Origin of the sequence: Psychrobacter sp. JCM 18901 (genome assembly GCF_000586435.1) — a bacterium.
GTDB lineage: Bacteria > Pseudomonadota > Gammaproteobacteria > Pseudomonadales > Moraxellaceae > Psychrobacter.
This window is the reverse complement of the sequence record NZ_BAWH01000019.1, coordinates 56,261-76,811: the sequence shown is the minus strand read 5'-3', so window position 1 is coordinate 76,811 and position 20,551 is coordinate 56,261. Positions and strand designations below refer to the sequence as shown.

Genomic DNA, 20,551 nt, shown 5'->3' with positions numbered 1-20,551 from the left:
GGTGGTCGAAGCATGATAAGTGATGATTGATAAAAAAAGGCGTAGTTCATATGAGCTACGCCTTTTTCGTGTCGAAATACGTAATTACTGATCTTCCGTTTGCGCATCCTGACTTTTGACGATTTTATGCTGATCCTCTGTGCTATCGACTTTCCAGTAGCTAGAAACATATAAATGCGTCTTTGGTATCGCGCGCTCAACTTTGAAGTATTGGCGCAGTACACGCATACTATGAAATTCACACGCTGCCCATACAGCAGGTTGACCATCAAGCCAATTCAAAGATTTAACACAGTCCAGTAAAGGGCTATCGTCTGCATTTGGATGCGCATTAATCACCCAATGTATCTCGACGTTCTCTGGTTTTTTGAGCGTCTGACGATCTGCCTCAGTCGTCACTTCAAGTACTGCGTAACCACGAGCATCAGTAGGCAACTGGCTAAGTTGACCGTAATCGCTGGTAGCGCGGTCATATCGCCGACTAATAAAAACCAATCTGCTTCATCGTTAATGAGCTTTTTTTGGCCCTGGACCACCTATCAGAATTTGATTACCGACTTGCGCATTTCGTGCCCATGCTGATGCAGGTCCTTCCGTCTCATGTAAAGCAAAATCAACATCTATTGCGTCTTCACGTTGCACGCTCACCGTATAAGTACGCATCAGTGGGCGACTATCTGCATCTTGAGGGAACATCAGTTTGATATAAGCACTTTCTTGATCGATAGGAAAATCAACCATGCCAGCACCGCCAAGCGTGACACGGCACATATTTGGCGTAATGTATCTAGTGCCAATAACTTCTAGTACTCTTGGAGTAGGTTTTGCCATATTGTGCTTTCCTTCTAACAGCGGGTTAGGGGCTAGGGGTTGGCTTACTAATAGCACCAACCCTCTGCTTGTAAATTTGATTAAAAATTAGCTTTTAGGCTGACTGATATTTGACGTTCAGGTCCCATCCAGCAGTTATTGATGTCGTAACAAGCACCGACATAGGTCTTATCAAACAGATTGTTGATACTAGCACCCACCGCCAGCATAGGTTTATTTGATAGCTGCCTCCGACATCTACCAGCGTCACACTTGGCAGTTCATCTGAGTTTTGCTTGTCAATCTGCATACCATCTTCATAGCGAACACCAGCATTGAGAGTGAGTTTGTCTGTAGCATAGTAGTCTGCCCATAGCGTGGCTTTGTGTTTGGCAGTTTGAGCAGGGGTATTACCGACTACATCAGGGTTGAACTCATCTTCTGTGATCTCAGCATCGGTGTAGCTGTAGCTTGCCGCGAGATCTACCCAGTCATTAAGCATACGACTGCCTGATATCTCAAAGCCTTTTGATTCAATTTCACCGGTTTGAACTTTTTGTTGAGAATTAGCGGGGTTGGTTACTATGACATTTTTCTGTGTGATATCAAATACGGCAAGCGTCCCTTGAGTGGCACGGTCTGGAGAAAGATATTTGAAGCCAGCTTCGAGCTGATCAGCAGTGCTTGGTTCAAAAGGTTCATTAGTAATAAAGTTGCTACCAACAACGGGCTGAAAAGATTCTGAGTAGCTAGCAAACGGTGATAGACCATTACCAAAGTCATAGATAGCAGCAAAACGACCACTAGTTTCCTTGGCATCGTTAATAATAGTTTTTTTCGCCAGGTGTACCTAGATAGCTTGATCTTTGCTCATTGGTACTTTTAAAATCGTCATGGCGTAGGCCTGCCACCACTGTCCAGTCTTGCCACCTCATTTCATCCTGCACATAGAGTCCAAGCTGGCTTTGTTCAATATCATCTTTCTGATAATAGGTATCCAGTGGTAGCATGTCAGTACTAATTTGAGAAAAGCTAGGTTTAGATAGATCAATAGGTAAATCTTTGCTGTCTAGCGTATCTCGATAACTCACCGTGCTGTCTGTCTCTTGATACTCAACACCGAACAGTAGATTGTGTGAGGTGTTAGCAGTATCGAATTGGTAAGCCAATTGGTTATCTGTGGTCCAGTTGTTCATACTTTCATCAGTAGTGTAGGCGCTACGCTTCAAAACCTTATCACTACCATCAATGAACCCTCTGTTATACATATTGCGTTGCTGCGCCTCGGCATCGGTATAGCGCGTGATATGTTTAAAAGTTAACTGGTCATTGATATCCCAGTTTACGGTGACGCTTGGCATAAATACTTCTTTACTAAACTTATTCCATTCATCGCCTGCATAGGCATCACTGTCAAGCTTGCCATAGCTTGCATTATAGACGGTGCCGACAGCAGGCAATGGGGTAGATGGTACCATCTCTGGATCGTCTTGATAAAACAGATTAGCAAGTACAGAAACATCATCAGTCGCTTGCCATTCAAGCGACGGATTAATCAGCAATCGCTCTTCTTCTGTAGTTTGCATTTGTCCATCTTTTTGACGTTTTAGCGCGACTAAGCGATAGTTCAAGGTGTCTGTGATAGGCCCCGTGCTATCGACGGCCACTTCTTTTAGGTTTTGATTGCCAAGTCGTAGCTGTACTTCGTTTTCTTGAGTGCTCTTAGGGGCTTTGGCTATTTGGTTCACCATGCCACCGGGTGCTGCATAGCCATAGAGTGATGAAGCAGGACCTTTCACGACTTCGACCGCTTCAGTTGCATAGACATCGACTTGTGGCATTAGGTTCCAAGCGCCATCGTAGGGCAATCTTAGTCCGTCATAAAAGTTTGAGTAGGTCTTAAATCCGCGAATGTTGTATTCGTCAAAGATAGAGACTGTACCGCGGCTCTCAGCGCTGACACCAGCTCATAACGTAATGCAGCATTGACGCTATCTGCCTGACGCTTTTGCAACAGGTCTTGATCGATTCTGGTATAACTCATTGGCGCATCGTTTGGGTCCAATGCAGTTTTGGTGCCAGTACTACGATAGCCATCTGAGTAGATGGTGATAGCATCTAAGGTGGCCGATGGTGTAGCAGCCTCATCGTTTTCAGTATTGTTTGTCGTCTCTACAGCGTATGCGGCGTGACTCATACCCATGATCAGGCCAATTTGTACTGCTGTGGTGAGATATTTTTTGCGAATGACGTTAGTGGTTAGATGAGACCGCATCAGATTTCCTCTTGGACTAAAATGATTAAATATTATTGGTAACAGTTAAAGCAAATTTACAACGACGCTAATAATAACACTAATGATAATTATTATCATTAAAAAATTACAACGAGACAGTTTTGAGAAGTATTTGCAGAACTTAAAAAGGTAGAGGCGCAGTATTGCAAATGAAGCAGTATTGCGAATAGAGTCACGCAGACTTGCTGTTTTGAGCGATGTATTTTAAACGATGGTTTTTGTCAGATTTTTCTCGTATTATGCAGCAGCATTCTGAATACAATTATTTACAGTAGGATTTTTACATCGCTGTATTGCAGTCATCATACGGCGTCATCCTAGTTCTTTGCGAGACTTTTTAAGATTGGCCTTGCAAGCAGATACATCACTATTATCGATAGGTTTACGTTGTTTATTGAGCAACCAAAGATTGTTTAAGGTCACATTTATGGATACACCCTCCAACCAATCCACCAATAACCAACGCTATTTCACAGTGTGGCGTTGGCATTTTTATGCAGGCATTTTTGTTGCTCCCTTTTTAATTGTCTTAGCGATAACGGCGCTCGGTATGCTGTTTATGTCCAACACAGTAGGACGTGATAACGACCGCTTAACGGTTATCGTGCCAGAGTCTACGGTTCAAGCACCTGTCTCTATTCAAGCAAAGAACGCGCTGAGCACCTTGTCTGATAGCACACTGGTTAAATATATCGCCCCTCGTGATACCGATACGGTGGCTTTATTTCAGATAAAATCAGACGACCAAAACAATATGGTGGCAGTCAACCCCTATACAGCCGATATCGTCCAAAGTGTGCCTACCAGTAGTGGTCTTTATAGTACGTTCAATGATATTCACAGTGATTTGCTGATTGGCAAAGTCGGTGATTATTTGTTAGAAACGGCGGCATCATTAACCATTTTAATGATTTTGTCTGGTTGGTATCTGTGGTGGCAAAAACGTAAATCAGTCAAAGCGATGTTGATACCTAGTGAAAGGGTAACCAATAAGAAAAAGCGTTCTTTTATCCGTACGATTCATGCGACATTGGGTAGTTGGATATCTGTGCTGCTACTGTTTTTCTGTATATCAGGTATGGCATGGGCAGGTGTATGGGGCGAAAGAGTGGTGCAAGCATGGAGCCAGTTTCCTGCGGGTAAGTGGGGCGTTGCACCTGTTCCTGTATCGATTGATCACAGTCAACACGCTGCTATGCAAGAGTCTACACCAGCGCCGCATGTACATGGTGCGGCAGCGTCTGAAGCGTATACTGAAGCACCCACGCATGGCAGTGCTCTAAACTCAAGCGACACCAAAGAAGTTCCTTGGGTACTTGAGCTGACGCCAATGCCTGTATCAGGCACGACCATGGGTAAAGATGGTATCGCCGCCAATATACCTATTATGATTGATACAGTAGATCGCTACGCTCGTGAAATCGGCTTTGAAGGGCGTTATCAATTGAACTTGCCACAAAGTAGTACAGGCGTCTGGACCATTAGCCAAGATTCAATGAGCTATGATATGAAAAGTCCGACAGCAGATCGTACGGTACATATCGACCGTTATTCGGGTAATGTCTTAGCTGATATTCATTTTGATGACTATAATGCGTTTGGTAAATTCATGGCGGCTGGTATCGCGCTACATATGGGCACACTCGGATGGTGGAGCGTACTGGCTAATGTGCTATTTTGCCTAGCGGTAATCGCTATGTGTGTCAGTGGCTATGTCATGTGGTGGCAGCGTCGTCCTCGTCAGGCGAGTGATAGCGCCGGATTGAACCCACCAGCTCGCGGCTCAGATGTTTCCGTCTGGTGGCCGCTTGCTATTCCTTTATTAATTGTGGCCATCATATTCCCGACTGCTATTATCGCGATTGTGGCTATCGCGCTATTAGACTTTTTGGTGATTTCTCGAGTTGGGTTTTTGCAGAAATGGTTAAAATAAGCGAACGGTAAGATATCGTTGTTCTCGATATAGTAAAAGAGCGCCTTATAGTAAGGCGCTCCTTTTTTGCTTAAAAATTGCTGATTTTAAAAGCGTGCTATTTCAAAAAAAATGCTCAGATTAACTGCTACTTAGCTTAAAGTTGATCAAACGTTTTATGGGCTTGAAATAGCTCGGTCCATGCTAGTAGTTAAAGCATTGCTTACTTGAGCATAGCAATGGCATCTTTGCTGGCACGCTGTCGCTCTTCGGCATTTAGCTCAATGAGACGGCCTTCTTTCATCAGTAATAATCGATCAGCATGCTCAAAATAACCGTCATCATGACTGATGATAAACAGTGTCTTACCCATGGCTTTTAGCTCAGATGAGCGTTTGGTAAAACACGCGGCGAAAAGCAGGGTCTTGGTCGGCTGCCCACTCATCGAGCAGTAATATGTCCTTTTGTTCGGCGACGGCGATTAGCATAGCCAAGCGTTTGCGCTGACCTTGCGACAACTTATCTGTAGAGAGTTTATGGTCAGACACACTTACTTTTTCTTGTAGATTGAGCTTATGCAGCCAGTCAGACACTAGGTCAGCATCAGGCTCATTGCCTTGAATTCCAATCAGCTGTTTAAATAGATGCTGGTCGCTAAAAATCGCAGAAAACAGCTGTCTAAAATCGGCATTGTTCTCTGAATTAACGCTTTGTCCATCGACTTGTACCGTTCCTGTAGTAGGAGTAAAGATACCAGTAATGATTTTGGCAAGGGTAGATTTACCGCTACCATTCGCACCGATCAAGAAAACCACATCGCCTCGTTGCAAGGTTAAATTGACGGACTTTAAGATATTATTGGTAGGGTTTTGATTGCTATCACTGTTATCGCTATTTTGAGCATTATCATTAACTGCTGTGTCTGGTGCATTACTATTATGACTACTGCCTACATAGCGATAATTGATATTATTCAAAGTTATGGACTGCCAGTCCTGTGCAACCGTGTCTGTCGCAAAGCTCGGCTGATGCTCGGCCAATTCTAAAGACTGTATCTTTTCTAGCGCAACTTGAGCGGTCTGCAATGTTGGGTAAGCGCCAACCGCATGTAGGAGCGGCGACTGCATAAACAAAATCGTCAAAGAAAAAGTAGTAGCAACCCCCATTGGTATATCAAGATAATTAGCCACTGCAAACACGATACCAATCGATGCAAACATCATAATATTGGACCAGTTCACCGCTGATAAATGAAAAGTATCAGACTTGGTTACGGTCTTCTCGTACGATTTGGCATGAGCCAAAAAAATCATCTGTATACAGTTTTTCTGCTCGGTGTTGGTTAAGAGCAAGCTCTTTACGACCTTCTATTATCGATTGATAATCCTGATATAACGCGTCATTAATCTCTCTCAACTCGGTCAAATGCGTATAGACATGCTTGACCAATATGGTACTGATCCAAATCGTCATCACAATCCAAAACATGACAATGAACAATAATGGCAACGATAACCAGCCAGATATAGCCCAACGCCAACAGATAAAATAATACCTTGTACCAGCTCTGGCATACGGACAAAAGCAACGGTAATCGATTGAATATCTGAAGACAAGCTGGCAAGTAAGCGTGCACTACCCAAATGATCTATTTGAGGAACGGTGGTATCGATGATTTGTTTGACCAGTTTTGTTCTAAGCTCATAGACAAATCGATGCCCCAATCGCGTCAATGCATATTGCGACAAAAAAAAGTCGTCACTAACAGTAACAACACTAGCAGTGAAAACTGCGCCAAACTTAACCAAGATAAAGTATCAAATACTGGCTGACTGATAAAGGTATGATTGATATAGGCAATAATACCGACACTGACAGCGGCGTTGACCAGATTTAGCAGAATGACTTTGAGAAAAGGCAGACGATAATTCGCCCAAATCATATGATATAAAGAAGCGGTTGTACGAGAGGACACTGTGGTATGAGAAGACGCTGTGGTACGAGAAGACATAGTAACTCAGTAATAAAATAAATTTTTGATAGCAGAAAAGGGAGTAGGTCGCGCCTAATCCCTTTTATAGAACCTAAGAAAGCCTACTAATAAATCTTAAAAATCGAACGTTGCCGATACTTTTAAGGCCGTTGGTTCACCTGCATTTAGATAGCCTGCATCTGAATAACCGCCTACTGACTGCCAGTAGTCTTCACCTGTGACATTGGTTACCATGCCTTTTAGAGTAACGTCTTGTCCTGCCAACATAGTGCGATAGCGTGCACCAAGGTCTAAGGTAGTATAACCATCAACCTTCAAAGTATTGGCATTATCCGAATAACGAGAGCCTGTGTGGATAATATCGCCCGTCAATGTCAGTCCTTCAACGGCGGCTAAATCATACTCTAGGTTGACATTGCTCTGTAAGGTAGGCACACCAATCACTCGATTGCCATCTAATGCACTATCACCAGTGTCTTTTTGCTTAGCACTTAAGTAAGTAACACCAGCATTGAGGCGCATGTTTTCACTTGGGCTACCAAAGACAGTCAACTCCACACCTTGATGACGATTTTCTCCAGCAGCAGTAAACGTATTTGAGTTGTTGATATAAGCACGCGGTTCATCAGTTCGGAAGACAGCGAGACTACTGCCAATCATACCATTGTCGTATTTCACACCCAGTTCAGTTTGCTCACTCACGTACGGATCTAGATTTTGACCACCATTAGTGACAGCCTCATTATCGTTAGTTAGAGGCGCTCTTTTTCCTGGTGCTAGACTTTCGATATAATTACCATATACAGACCAGTCCATCGTTGGCTGATAAATGATACCGACGCTTGGTGTCCATGCGCTTTCATCATAGCTAGCTGTTTTGGCTTGGGTATTATAGTCATAGCTGGTTGTTTTGATATTTTGATGACGTACGCCTACCGTAGTTTTTAGCTTATCGTTGAACAGTGATATGGTGTCTGCTAGCGCAAAGCTTTGGAGTTGCTTTTCATTGGTTAATTTGGGGTCGTCTAAATTTCCACCGAAGATTGCTGTGCTTGTAAAAGGGACCTCAGCGTAGTCGGTAGGGTGGTACAAATTGGTCGCTAGCTGATTGCCAAAATCATATACGAATGCGCCTTTTTCTTCTTGATCATAGAGTTTGCGGCAAACACTAAGCTATGAGCCACTTCACCCGTTTGTAATTTACCACGCAGACCGAGCTCGGCACTTTGTACCAAATCTTTTCTGGAATTATCAAAGCGATAAATCGTGCCCGCACCATCAACGTTGTTGACAGTTAACGTGGCTAGTGAGTTTTCTTCCTCGCCACTTCGCACACCGTAAGCACCATAAGCGGTAATGTTATCAGTAAAATCATATTCTCCTCGAATGGTACCAAAGACATCCTCTTCATCGGAGTAGGTCCAAGGTTGCGCCCAATTTTTTTTGAGCCGTCTGGTGCTTTTGGTACACTAGACACCCCACCAAGATTGACACTAGGACGAGTCTCTTTGAGTTTGTTGTCTTGCCAGCCCAAATCAGCTGATAGTCGGTACTGATCCGCTCTATAATCCAAACCGAGGGCCGCCAGACCCAATGTCGAAGACTCATCATCGATAGCACTGTCACCATCTTGATAAGCAGCATTAAAACGAACCCCAATAGCATCATCGCTACCAAAGCGATCACTGACATCTACCGCGACCTTACCTTGGTCACCTTGACCATAACCAAGCGTCACTTCACGTAGTGGCTCATTACCAGCACGTTTCGGTAGCAAATTGATTGTACACCTGCGTTACCGCCACTGGGTGCTGCACCATTTAGCATGGTAGAAGCACCGCGCTGAACCTCGACGCGCTCGAACAACTCAGTTGCAATGTACTGTCTAGGTAAGATGCCGTATAGACCGTTGTACATGGTGTCATCTGATGTGGTGATAAAGCCACGCATGAAATAGGCTTCTTGAAAGTTACCAAAACCTCTTGCTACACGAACAGTAGGATCCTTTTTGAGTAGATCGCCTACACTTTGCGCTTGCTGATTGGCGATATATTCATTGGTGTATGAGGTGGTAGAGAACGGCGTATCCATGATGTCTTGGTTACCCAAGATTCCGACGCGGCTGCCGGTCGCAACTTGGCCACCTTCATAGGCGCTTGGTAGTCCATCTGCTGAAGCATCAGCGCTACTGGTTACGACGATAGTATCCAGTACCACGTTAGGGGTGGTTTGAGCATCTACATCATCTACCTGTGCCCATGCCGATTGACTCGTTGCTAATACGATGACAGAAGTAGATAGACAGGTTGAGTATAGTGTCTTTAGAGAGGGTGATTTCGTCGATACCAATCGCGAGGGTATAGATGCTAATCGTAGAGAAGAACCAGATACATTCGAAAGATTAAATAACGCAGCAGATAAGCGAGATAGTTGCATGAATATTTCCAGCATGTAAGTTAAATGCTTATTATAATGATAATCATTTCTATTACAATGAATTACTGAGTCAATTTTAAATATACTAGGTTTGGTAAAGTACGGCTGTTGCTTGATAAGGTGCTAATAGCATCATCTATAAATAGGACTATAGTCTTATATTTGGGAGAAGATTAGGCTGTATAGAGCGAGCAAAAAAGAAGTATAAAGCAGATGGTTGGTTTACCTATTATAAGTAGTCTATATGGACAATTTATTCATTTGAGCCAGTTCATGTATCAATGTATGCTATTGTTTTATCACGGGCAGGGAGTACGCTGGTATCGTCCACCAGAGATGCAGTCAAACGGAATTGACTGATTTATATAATTGAAATGGATTTTTAAGGTGGCGCTTATGTACGCAGTAATTGGAGCAGGTCCAATGGGGCTCGCTGCAGCCCGAAATTTGCAAAAACTCAATATTCCTTTTGTCGGCTTTGAACTATACACAGATGTAGGGGGCCTATGGGATATCGATAATCCGCACAGTACCATGTATGAAAGTGCCCACTTGATTTCGTCCAAGCGTATGACGGAGTTCAAAGAGTTTCCCATGAGTGACTCAGTCGCGGCATATCCTCATCATACCCAGCTCCGTCAGTACTTTCGCGATTTTTCAGATACGTTCAACCTAAAATCATCTTACGAATTCTCCACGCGCGTGATCAGCATGGTGCCTGAAGGGGATGGTTGGCGCTTAGTTAGCGAGTGCAATGGTCAAAAGCAATCGCGACTGTTTGATGGTGTGCTCATGGCAAATGGTACTTTGCACACCCCCAATATCCCAAGTTTGCCGGGTACGTTTGCCGGCACGTTGATGCATTCTTCCGAATATCGTAGCCCGTCAGTGTTTAAGGACAAACGTGTGTTGATCGTTGGCTGTGGTAACTCGGGCGCTGATATCGCTGTTGACGCGGTACATCATGCCAAATCGGTCGATATCAGTCTGCGCCGCGGCTACTACTTTCTTCCCAAATTTATCAAGGGTCAACCCATTGACACACTAGGCGGAATAAAGTTACCGCGCCCAGTTAAGCAGCGTATGGATGCGGCGATGATTCGTATGGTCATCGGTAAACCTTCTGATTATGGACTGCCAAACCCAAACTATCGCATGTACGAATCACACCCTGTGGTCAATTCATTGGTATTACATCATTTGGGTCATGGCGATATTAAAGCGCGTCGTGATATTCGCCGCATCGATGGTCATACGGTGACTTTTAGTGATGGTGAAAGTCAGGATTATGATTTGATTCTTATGGCGACTGGGTATTTACTAGATTATCCATTTATTGAGCGCGCGCAGCTTAATTGGCCTGCCAATCATGACGCGCCGCAGCTTTATATGAATGTCTTTCATCCTGAGCATGATAATTTATTTATGATGGGCATGGTTGAGGCAGCAGGATTAGGTTGGGAGGGTCGAAATCAACAAGCGCGGCTCGTTGCACTATATATTCAGCAGCGTCAGCAAAATACAGCAGCCGCTAAACAGTTTAATAAAGTAAAACGTAAGCGAGCTGGCAAGACACTCGATGGTGGCTATGATTATATTAAGCTTGCACGTATGGCATATTACGTGAACAAAGATGAATACTTAGAGACGCTGTCCAAGCATATCGCTGAGCTCGAAACAGAACAGCCTGTATTGGCATCAGAGGTATGATAGCGGCAGTGGCGTTTGAGCCACGGAGCTTGATTCTGCTCAATCTGATCTTGGCGCTGATGATGTTTGGCGTGTCATTGAGTTTACGCCTCGAAGATTTTAAGCGTGTCGTTTTATCTCCTATTGCGCCGATAGCGGGTCTGTTCGCTCAGTTCTTTCTGTTGCCCCTAGCCACGTGTCTGTTTACGTGGGCGTTGAATATCGATCCCGAGTTGGCGCTAGGAATGATTTTGGTAGCGTCTTGCCCAGGTGGTAGTTTTTCCAACATTATGACTTGGCTGGCACGCGGTAATGTCGCGGTGTCAGTCAGTATGACTGCAGTATCAAGTCTCGCTGCGGCTATATTAACACCAGTCAATTTTGCCTTTTATGGTTGGCTTAACCCATACACACGTGAGTATCTGACAAAGATAACGATTGAGCCTAGCAGTATTCTGATACTGGTTTTATTGGTGCTAGCGTTACCTCTAGTGCTGGGGATGGTAACGGGGCGACGCTTGCCAGATCTGGTCGTACGTATTCAAAAACCGCTACGTATTTTCTCGCTACTTGTACTAATGACTTTTGTCGCAATCGCTTTTTCTAGCAATTTTGCGCTATTTTTAGAGCGTTTTCATAGCTTCTTTTGGTTGGTCGTTGGCCATAATTTATTGGCGCTTTCGTTAGGTTATGGCATGGGGCTGATGCTCAAGTTGCCAGTCGCGGATCGGCGCGCGGTGACTTTAGAAGTAGGAATACAAAACTCAGGGCTAGGAATGGTTATTTTATTTACTTTTTTTTCAGAGGCAGGCGGCATGATGCTGATCACGGCGTTCTGGGGCGTATGGCATTTGGTGTCAGGACTGACACTTTCACAAATTTGGGCACGGATAACCTATGAATAAAAGCGCAATTAATAAACGCATAGTGAACAAAAACATAATGAATAAACGCATATTAATCACTGGTGCCGCAGGTTACATCGGCCATCAACTGGGCAATCGTCTGGCTGATCATTACCATGTAGTCGGCACAGATATTCGCAAGCGCGATGATCTAGACTTTCCAATTCACGTATTAGATGTGCGTGATGAGGGTTTGGCAACGTTACTAAAAGAAGAGGGCATCACTCATGTTGTGCATCTCGCTTCTATCTTGCAAGCGTCAAAAGATCGTGCTCGTGACTATGATATCGATGTTAATGGCACGCGTAACGTACTTGATTGCTGCATCAAAGCAAATATTGCACATATAACGCTCACCAGCTCGGGTGCTGCCTACGGTTATCACGCTGACAATCCTGAATGGATTGATGAGCAAGATGCCCTACGTGGTAATCCTGAGTTTGCTTACTCAGATCACAAAAGACAAGTCGAGGAAATGCTTGCAGATTTTCGCGAGCAGCATCCACAATTACAGCAGCTGATCTTTCGACCTGGCACCGTACTAGGCGCTGATACACGCAATCAAATTACCAGTCTGTTTATGGCACCGCGTGTGCTTGCGCTCAAAGACAGTGAGTCGCCCTTTGTGTTCATTTGGGATCAAGATGTGATCGGCGCTATGGAAATAGGTATTCGCGAGGATAAAACTGGCATCTACAACATGGCAGGCGATGGCGCACTGACGATGAGGATATCGCAAACCGACTTAATAAACCGTTATTGACCCTGCCAGTGGGTTTGGTTAAAGCTGGCTTACAGGTGGCAAAGTGGAGCGGTAAGCCAACAGGGCCAGAGCAGGTTAATTTTTTGCGTTATCGCCCAGTACTGAGTAACAGGCGACTCAAGGAAGAATTTGGTTACTCTTTGGCAAAAACGTCTGCCGAAACCTTCGAGTATTTCATCGAATGTAATGGATTGCGTAAACCTTGAAAGGGAGAAAATCATCAATGCCACCAATGCCATCAATAAATGTTACTTTAATCACTGGTGCTGCATCAGGACTTGGTTGGGCAATGGCACAGCACTGGTATGCTGCTGGACATCACTTAGTACTCGCTGATATAGATGAGCAAGCGCTGATCGCCCGCGCTCGTGAGTTAGAAGATTCTGCTAGAGTCATGACAGTCGTCACTGATATTACTCAAATTGATGATATTGCTGCGCTTATTGAGCAAGTTAGCGAGCGCTTTGGCCGTCTTGATCTATTGGTGAACAATGCTGGGATTACCCATCGATCACCAGCGCATCAGACTGATCCTGCGGTGTTCCGCAAAGTTATGGCGGTAGATTGGCAAGGAGCAGTGGAGCTGACCATGGCTGCGCTACCGATGCTACGTGAATCTAAAGGTCAAATTATCTGTATCGGCTCAATGGCTGGCTGGATGCAGTTCCTGGACGGGCAGCATACTGTGCGGCAAAAGGTGCGCTGGCCCAGTTCTTTGAAGTATTGCGCTTGGAGCTAGAGTCTGAGGGGATACATATTCTTATGGTCTATCCCAGCTTTCTTGATACACCTATCGAGAACCACGCGCTCGGCCGTGATGGTAGTATCGCAAAGCATCCACGCTCAATGATCGGTAATATGCGTAGTGCTGAGTGGATGGCCGAACGGATCGATCAAGGTTTGCAGCGGCGCAAACGTTGGATATTGCCGGACCCTCTCTCGCGCTTTGGCAGTTTACTGTGGCGTATTGCGCCAGCTTTATACTTGCGTCAGGTGCGTAAACGTTTTGGAAATGAGTTACGATAGACTGCGTTAGGTGAGAACCTAGAAGAGAGGCTAGCAGTTCATGCAAATTGTCGATAGTGCTATGCTAAAAATACTATGCTGGAGAGCGCTATATTAGAAGGAGCTTTATTAGAAAACACTATGTTAAAAGTCTCTATATTAAAAGACTCTGTATTAAAAGGTACATTATTAGAGAACACTATGCTAGAAACAATAATCTAGCATAGTATTTTAACTCATAGCGTTTTAACTTTATTAGCTAGTTCAATATCACCTAGTTCAGTATTACCTTACTGAGCATTACCTTTCTCGGTACTAATGATTTCTGATTGGTTTGCCAAGCTCTACGGTCTCTTCAATCTCAATGACGGTAGGATTTTTCGCTTCCTGACGCTTATCCCACCAAGCGAAGATATTGGCCAATATAGAGCCAGAAACAGAGTGCCAAATACAAGCAACGGCGGCAGCGATGGCGGACTCTGCATTACCAGGGAAAAACTTAGTGCTTAAGCCCGTGGCCAGACCTGCATTTTGTACACCAACCTCGATAGATATGGTGCGTTTTTTGGGTTTGCTCATACCAAATAAGGCCCCTGAGTAGTAGCCCAATATATAGCCGACGATATTGTGTACCGCGATGGCCAAGATAACGACTAGCCCTGACTGCAAGAACTGATCGCCAAACACAGCGGCAACGCCACCGACGATAGCAGCAAAAGCTAATACAGCCACGCCTGGCATCACCGCACGTACGTCATTAAACCAGTGTTTGTTTTGAAATAGTATGTTTAACATAGAGCCAATAGCGACTGGCAACAACGTCACTAATAGCATAAAGTGGAACATACCCCAGCCATCCATTTCTACAGATTGACCAACCAAATAATTGAGCCAAAGTGGCGTCACTAACGGTGCAATGATGGTTGATACGGTGGTCATACCTACCGAAAACGCCACATCACCTTTGGCAAGGTAGCTCATAATGTTTGAAGACACACCACCAGGACAAGTACCAACCAATACTAGACCCAGTGTCAACCCAGGCGATAAGTCAAACAATCTAGCCACGCTGATCGCTAAAATCGGCATAATGGTATATTGGATAATTGAACCGATAAAAATATCAAGCGGGCGCTGGGCCAACACCTTATAGTCTTCTTTACCTAGTGTCATACCCATTGCGAGCATAATGACACCCAGAACGATGACTTGGGTATCACCTGTCACCCAAGAAAAAGTCGCAGGCTCTATAAATGTCACTGCGGCCGCTAAAATAATAACCAATGCCGTAAATCGACTCAACTGCTGACTTATCATCCTCAAAAACTGCATTTCTCAAATCCTTCTAAGTCCGGAAAATAGTCAAGTATAAGTTCAAAACTACTGTATTTCCAATGGGTTTGGGCGGTTTTTAGCCAACAATAAGTTGCTATTATGACAACTTTAACTATGATTATATTGCCAAAGTTTTTTTGAAATGTTTATTCAATAGTCAAATGAGGTACTAGGTGTTGCAAACTCCATCAAATTTAAATCGATTCAAACACCTAGGTCTTGCGTTATCGATATTTTATTTGCTTTATAATTTAACGACTGTTTATAGCGTATCTTTGTACACACTCTACCCATCGACAATTCATAATCTCGCCACGCCGTTCGATAACGCCATTCCTTTCATTCCAGCTATGATTGTCCCTTATAGTTGGTCATTGACTTTATTTGTTGTCAGCTTTTTTTTAGTACGGACATCCACGAAATTATCTTTATTGAGTTATCGCCTAATCTTAGCAACCATCTTTGCCTGTTTGATCTTCTATTTTTATCCTGCTCGTTTCTCATACAATCGGCCAATACCTGATGATTGGACGCAGTTTGGTTACCAGTTTTTGCAGTTGGTGGACAAGCCATTTAATCAGCTACCATCATTGCATGTCAGTTATGCCATATTGCTTGGCGTATCTTTATGGGATGTTGTAGCGTCTAAAAAGAAATGGATTTCAGCGGCTTATCGACTGTTGCTAACCAGCATATGTACATTGATTGCCCTGTCGACAGTGTTGACGTATCAGCATCATTTGTTAGATATGTTCGGCGGGGTAGTATTGGCAGTGTTGGTGCTGATACTCTCAAATCGAATCCGAAATGCATTGGTAATCAAGCATCTGACACTGGGAGTAATAGGATTTTTGTTGATAGCGATAGCAGGGTTTTACTTTGCTAATATGAGTATGATAGCGTTTGAGTCTATAGAAACCTTAGCTATCATCATTGCTGCATATTGGCTGATTAGTTTTACGATGTTGGCTTGTGCCTATCAACAGGTCAAGCCAATACGGGATATACGTTGGTTTCAGAAATCCAGTAACGGCCGACTGACCTTACATACTTGGATTAAGTTTGCACCAATCATTATTATTTACAATGGCATGTCATTTTTAGGGCAGTGGTATTTTAAAGTTTTCTCCAAAAGTCAAAAGTATTCACTCACGCCATATGCTATTGATGACAAGGTCAATGTTATTGCTTCACCTCGATTGATGCAGACGGATCTAAGTAGTCATTTAACGTATTGGTTATTTGGCTCCAGCTCATTAGAATGGCCAAGTCCGTTAGAAAGCAATCGACCTGCAGTTCGCTATCAAATTATCGTTGTTGATTTGGCCGCTGAGATATCTAGCCACGCTCATAATCTTGAAATAGCCGCTAACGGCATTATGAATACGACAGTTCATTACTTGTATTTACCTTTGTTAGATTTGCAGCCATTAAATGATGTATTGCTCCAAGACTATATTAATCTATTTCAACAAATTGACGCTTTATCACAATCGGTAGAGATACAAGCAATAACTGCTAATAATGAGAGTTGGGTAGAGGGTAGTCAGTTAGAAGATAGTCAAGTAAAGGATAGCCTCATCACGCTTATCAATTTCCATTGCGTGATGGGGTTATCACGTAGTATCGGCGTGCAGGTTTTATATTTATTATATTGTGGTACGCTAACTGTCTACAACTATCAGTCGTGGATTGAGCAGCATTATCCGAACGCGCACCTAAAAGATGCTTATTTGCCAAAGTCATTAGTAGAAACTATGGCCAATTATAAGTTTGTCACCTATTCAATAGCGCCTTAATAACTATCGATATCAGTAGGTTTGCGTCTGCTAATTTTTCTTTATTTGCTTTGTACCTATTGCTTAATTCCTATTCAACTATGGAGGAATCTATGAACACCTCGTTGCCTCGCTTGTACTCTTTTCGTCGCTGTCCTTATGCTATGCGCGCTCGTCTCGGTCTAATATTCGCCGAGTTGCCAGTAGAGTTACGAGAAATCACGCTAAAGAATAAGCCAGATCAGATGCTAGCAATTAGTCCAAAAGGCACGGTGCCAGTTTTACAGTTAGCGGATGGGACCGTCATTGAAGAGAGTGCAGAGATTATGATGTGGGCGCTTGAGAAAAACGATCCTCAAGGACTGCTAGATGAAAAGACTTCATCTGAAGCTAATGCACTGATAGCACAAAACGATAATGAGTTTAAACATTGGTTAGATCGCTACAAGTATGCCGATCGTCATCTTGAAATGACTCAAATAGAATATCGACAAAAAGGTGAGGTTTTTCTGCAGGATTTAGAAGCGTTATTGACTAAGAATACCTATCTACTAGGCAATAGCGTGACGGTTGCTGATATCGGTATCATGCCGTTCATTCGTCAATTTGCCCATGTAGATCGTGATGTCTTTTATGAATTGCCTTACCCCAAGCTACAGCTGTGGTTACAACACTGGTTGGAACACCCGTTATTTGTACAAGCCATGACTAAGTTTCAGCCATGGCAGGAAGACGATGAGGTAGTGGTGTTCTCTGCTTAATATATCGGGTTCTATATAAGCTGTATAGGGTATCGGTCTTGCTTGGTCTATCTTGATTTCACAACGACCATTTTTTTGTGCTGGATGTTTGTCTTTAACGACGATTACTTTTTTTGGCTTTAGGTTTCGTTTTCGCTACGACAACTTGCTTGGCCTTAGGTTTTGCTTTAACGACGACCGCTTGTTTTGTCTGATGCTTGTCTTTGACCACGACAACTTGTTGGGCCGCATTTGCTGGACCAATCATAGCAAAGCAAGTAGATACGGCCAATAATGAGCTGATCGCGATTTTTTTCATGTTGAATTTTTTTCATAGTAAGGTCCTTTTAGGCGGATTATAAGTAAGCGTGTTTATTGAATGGTTAAAGATATCTGAATTGAACGTCGCTTGATTGAATAAATCGATAATAGCGAGTTATAGCGTTACGTACTTTTATGAAAGTTAAAGAAAGGTGACTTTTTCTAGCAGATACTGAACCATTAATACAATCTTAGGAGCTTTTTGCTAAGGGTCGGCAGGCTAGCAACACTTTAGAGATGATACTTACTGAAGATTAACCTATATTTCCTTACTGATTAATTGCGAAATGAATAGAAGATATTGTTACGGCAATGAGCTGAGATAGCTAGCTGATGATATATCATCTACTAAATAAAAGAATCGTCATCTAGGAATGACTCAATTAGAGTATCAGTGATATAGAAAGGTTTTCTATATGATTTAGAAGAAGTGCCAACGAATAGTACTTATCTACTATGAAATGTTGCGACTATCGCATTCTGGTAGGTCAGCAAATTGAAATAATGGCAAAATGTGATTTTTAAGTTGAATGAGTAAGAAGTAGGAAATGGCAGACTTTTATTAAGATAAGGCTTTATCCGTGCACAATAGAGGTAAAGCTTTGTCTATAAAAATCGCTAATAATGCTAAAGTAGCAATCAAAAATTTACATTAACTAAGGTTGCTATGTCCAATATAGAGTCCAATACAAAAAAACCAATATTCAAACAGAGTATCGCGCTGTCAGAGAAGAGCGGATATATATCTAATGACAAAAATACAGCGAAGTCTGCTTTGTTAACGCTACCAGTCGTTATACAGACTGCACTAGAGCAAGCTAAACGAGTCGTTCTAATTGCAAATAATCCTGCTGTGACCACGACGCAGCTTGAAATGCTAATACAGCCCGATGATGTCTTGGTGTTATTTAATCACTTTATTCATGCTGATTTTTTTTGCCAGCCATCAGTTAGCTAGTTTGTTACCTAAGTTGCTGTTTTTTTCGGCAGATTGGCGATAGTAAGCTGCATTTTGCTCTACCTCCTAGAAACAATCATATATCAGTGGTGGAGCAAATGGCAGAGACCGCGCCATTAGGGATATTGACGAGCAACCAGCCTTATCAATTTCCAACATTAGCTGATGATCCAAGCCCTAATGACGATCCTATCACTGCTCATCGCATCTTAGATATTCCTTCGAACATGCAAAAACTATTATCAAGCCCTACCTATCACAGTGTGCTATCAGAGCATCATAAAGTCGTTGCTGACTACCCATATTTTACTGATATTCATTGATCAGCACCTTCATCAGGTTTTCTATTGTATCGGCTGATAATGGCAGCTCGAGCATACTTACACCATATTCAAAAGATAAAACTACCGTTAGAGATAGTAATGATCGGCTTCAATGACAATGATAAAACTGCTCACTTTTGGCATGGCCATAACTGGGGTTTTGAGCGTCAGGAAATGAACCAACTACCTACAGGAGTGACTATTCATCGGTACTAGAATATTGATCCACTAAGTTTTCATTAGCTAAAAATAGTTAAACATAAGGAGCATCGGGACAGTGGGAAAGCTCTACCTCTTTGTCATTAGGCTCTCGTTGTATGGCTATCGGTAACGACTGTTCTTCCGTCCAATCGATCAGCCCCATGTCGGAAAACTGTGACAACCATCCTGCCATGGGCCAACAGTGCCATTTTTGATAGAAGCGATTGGCATTGACAATGATACTGTCCAGATGATTGAGTGGTGGCCGGTAGACACTATGCTGCTGATGATAAGCGATATCAGCAGTAAGGTAAAAATCGATACCTAACCGACGTGCTGTAAAGGAAAAATCGGTATCCTCTGCACCATAACCTGTATATTGAGTGTCGAAACCGCCAATTTTATCAAAAGTCTGTCGCTTGATAGCGAAGCATAGGCTCCAAAATGCACCGTAATCATCAGTTTGTTTGATAGCTGTTTGCTCTGTTTCAGTGGGATATGAGTCAGCTTCATCAAAATTATAACGATAAGGGTTATAGACAGACAGCTCATCTAAAATAGAGACAGGCAGATGGTTAATTTTTAATTGTGCATTTTCTTCTACTGATAAAGGTCGCGTTAGATAGCGCGGTTGACCCATCAAAAGCGCACTAGGATATTGCAGAAGCTTCTTATACATTTGCTCAATAAACGTAGGCGCTACGATACAATCAACATCCAAAAAAATCAGCATATCGTGAGTTGCCTGCAGTGCTCCAAGATTGCTATTATGTCCGATATCAAACTCTGTAGTTTTAATATCATCACCGTCATTCACAGCTGATTTAACCGTAGTAGGTAACTTCACGATATTTAATGAGAATTCAGCTAACCGATTGGGGTCAGCGTCGTCGTTGACGATAATGACTTCGGCGGGCTTTACACTACTATTTTCTAGACTGCTGAGTAGGTTATAGAGATGACGATTACGACCATAGCAAGTCGTAATGACGGTCATCGGTACAGTATCAGAAGTCGTACTAGCGTTACTCGTTGGCTGAATGGTCATCGTTTATCTTTGCCTCGCTATCAAGTTGCCTGTTATTT

Annotated in this window: 19 protein-coding genes and 2 pseudogenes; 11 read left to right on the top strand and 10 right to left on the bottom strand. The window is 43.1% G+C overall.

All coding sequences use genetic code 11. The annotated features are described in order from the left end of the window. Nucleotides 1-84 precede the first annotated feature (84 nt). The 5 genes from TT11_RS13315 to TT11_RS13295 form a co-directional block, all read right to left on the bottom strand. Nucleotides 85-495 (bottom strand): siderophore-interacting protein, encoded by a 411-nt coding sequence (locus TT11_RS13315; RefSeq protein ID WP_261870801.1) that lies wholly within the window; start codon nt 493-495, stop codon nt 85-87. Nucleotides 496-507: 12 nt separating this feature from the next. Next, nucleotides 508-831, bottom strand: a complete 324-nt coding sequence (locus TT11_RS13310) for a siderophore-interacting protein (RefSeq protein WP_261870800.1) — start codon at nt 829-831, stop codon at nt 508-510. 94 nt (nt 832-925) lie between these two features. Continuing rightward, entirely contained in the window at nt 926-1,597 is a 672-nt protein-coding gene (locus TT11_RS13305; RefSeq protein WP_261870808.1) for a TonB-dependent siderophore receptor, read from the bottom strand. A gap of 34 nt (nt 1,598-1,631) precedes the next feature. Beyond that, entirely contained in the window at nt 1,632-2,723 is a 1,092-nt protein-coding gene (locus tag TT11_RS13300; RefSeq protein WP_261870807.1) for a TonB-dependent siderophore receptor, read from the bottom strand. Further along, nucleotides 2,681-3,085: a hypothetical protein gene (locus tag TT11_RS13295; protein WP_261870799.1), complete on the bottom strand. Its 405-nt coding sequence runs from the start codon at nt 3,083-3,085 to the stop codon at nt 2,681-2,683. Before TT11_RS13295 ends, TT11_RS13300 begins: the two co-directional genes overlap by 43 nt. Before the next feature lie 448 nt (nt 3,086-3,533). Between TT11_RS13295 and TT11_RS13290 the strand changes: the two genes are divergently transcribed. Next, a complete protein-coding gene (locus tag TT11_RS13290) occupies nt 3,534-5,039 on the top strand; it encodes a PepSY domain-containing protein (RefSeq protein ID WP_261870798.1) in 1,506 nt (501 codons plus the stop codon). 202 nt (nt 5,040-5,241) lie between these two features. Here TT11_RS13290 and TT11_RS17410 read toward each other — a convergent pair. After that, nucleotides 5,242-7,029, bottom strand: a pseudogene (locus TT11_RS17410) (multidrug ABC transporter permease/ATP-binding protein). 96 nt (nt 7,030-7,125) lie between these two features. Next, a pseudogene (locus TT11_RS17405) lies at nt 7,126-9,447 on the bottom strand (TonB-dependent receptor). A gap of 396 nt (nt 9,448-9,843) precedes the next feature. Between TT11_RS17405 and TT11_RS13240 the strand changes: the two are divergent. The 6 genes from TT11_RS13240 to TT11_RS13215 are packed head-to-tail and all read left to right on the top strand — an operon-like array spanning nt 9,844 to nt 13,830. After that, nucleotides 9,844-11,157 (top strand): NAD(P)/FAD-dependent oxidoreductase, encoded by a 1,314-nt coding sequence (locus TT11_RS13240; protein ID WP_261870789.1) that lies wholly within the window; start codon nt 9,844-9,846, stop codon nt 11,155-11,157. Further along, nucleotides 11,154-12,041 (top strand): bile acid:sodium symporter family protein, encoded by an 888-nt coding sequence (locus TT11_RS13235; RefSeq protein WP_261870788.1) that lies wholly within the window; start codon nt 11,154-11,156, stop codon nt 12,039-12,041. Before TT11_RS13240 ends, TT11_RS13235 begins: the two co-directional genes overlap by 4 nt. Beyond that, the gene (locus TT11_RS13230) at nt 12,034-12,804 is read left to right on the top strand and encodes an NAD-dependent epimerase/dehydratase family protein (RefSeq protein ID WP_261870787.1); all 771 of its coding nucleotides are present in this window, start codon (nt 12,034-12,036) and stop codon (nt 12,802-12,804) included. Before TT11_RS13235 ends, TT11_RS13230 begins: the two co-directional genes overlap by 8 nt. A 35-nt stretch (nt 12,805-12,839) precedes the next feature. Continuing rightward, nucleotides 12,840-13,010, top strand: a complete 171-nt coding sequence (locus TT11_RS13225) for a hypothetical protein (protein ID WP_261870786.1) — start codon at nt 12,840-12,842, stop codon at nt 13,008-13,010. Then, a complete protein-coding gene (locus TT11_RS13220) occupies nt 13,007-13,543 on the top strand; it encodes an SDR family oxidoreductase (RefSeq protein WP_261870785.1) in 537 nt (178 codons plus the stop codon). Before TT11_RS13225 ends, TT11_RS13220 begins: the two co-directional genes overlap by 4 nt. 23 nt (nt 13,544-13,566) lie before the next feature. Beyond that, complete coding sequence (locus TT11_RS13215; protein WP_261870784.1) at nt 13,567-13,830, top strand: hypothetical protein; 264 nt, start codon at nt 13,567-13,569, stop codon at nt 13,828-13,830. 294 nt (nt 13,831-14,124) lie between these two features. Here TT11_RS13215 and TT11_RS13210 read toward each other — a convergent pair whose 3' ends face one another. Then, on the bottom strand, nt 14,125-15,141 hold the full coding sequence (locus TT11_RS13210) for a bile acid:sodium symporter family protein (protein ID WP_261870783.1): 1,017 nt from the start codon (nt 15,139-15,141) through the stop codon (nt 14,125-14,127). 278 nt (nt 15,142-15,419) lie between these two features. Here TT11_RS13210 and TT11_RS13205 point away from each other — a divergent pair, with 278 nt between their 5' ends. Continuing rightward, nucleotides 15,420-16,943: a phosphatase PAP2 family protein gene (locus tag TT11_RS13205; RefSeq protein WP_261870782.1), complete on the top strand. Its 1,524-nt coding sequence runs from the start codon at nt 15,420-15,422 to the stop codon at nt 16,941-16,943. A gap of 92 nt (nt 16,944-17,035) precedes the next feature. After that, nucleotides 17,036-17,683, top strand: a complete 648-nt coding sequence (locus tag TT11_RS13200; protein WP_261870781.1) for a glutathione S-transferase — start codon at nt 17,036-17,038, stop codon at nt 17,681-17,683. Nucleotides 17,684-17,777: 94 nt separating this feature from the next. On the opposite strand, the gene TT11_RS13195 is transcribed toward TT11_RS13200, so the two are convergent. Further along, the gene (locus tag TT11_RS13195) at nt 17,778-17,981 is read right to left on the bottom strand and encodes a hypothetical protein (RefSeq protein WP_261870780.1); all 204 of its coding nucleotides are present in this window, start codon (nt 17,979-17,981) and stop codon (nt 17,778-17,780) included. A 669-nt stretch (nt 17,982-18,650) separates the two neighbouring features. Here TT11_RS13195 and TT11_RS13190 point away from each other — a divergent pair. Next, nucleotides 18,651-18,941, top strand: a complete 291-nt coding sequence (locus tag TT11_RS13190) for a hypothetical protein (protein WP_261870779.1) — start codon at nt 18,651-18,653, stop codon at nt 18,939-18,941. 98 nt (nt 18,942-19,039) lie between these two features. Continuing rightward, nucleotides 19,040-19,264 (top strand): hypothetical protein, encoded by a 225-nt coding sequence (locus TT11_RS13185; protein WP_261870778.1) that lies wholly within the window; start codon nt 19,040-19,042, stop codon nt 19,262-19,264. 253 nt (nt 19,265-19,517) lie between these two features. Here TT11_RS13185 and TT11_RS13180 read toward each other — a convergent pair whose 3' ends face one another. Then, on the bottom strand, nt 19,518-20,513 hold the full coding sequence (locus TT11_RS13180) for a glycosyltransferase family 2 protein (RefSeq protein ID WP_261870777.1): 996 nt from the start codon (nt 20,511-20,513) through the stop codon (nt 19,518-19,520). Between the last annotated feature and the right edge of the window lie 38 nt (nt 20,514-20,551).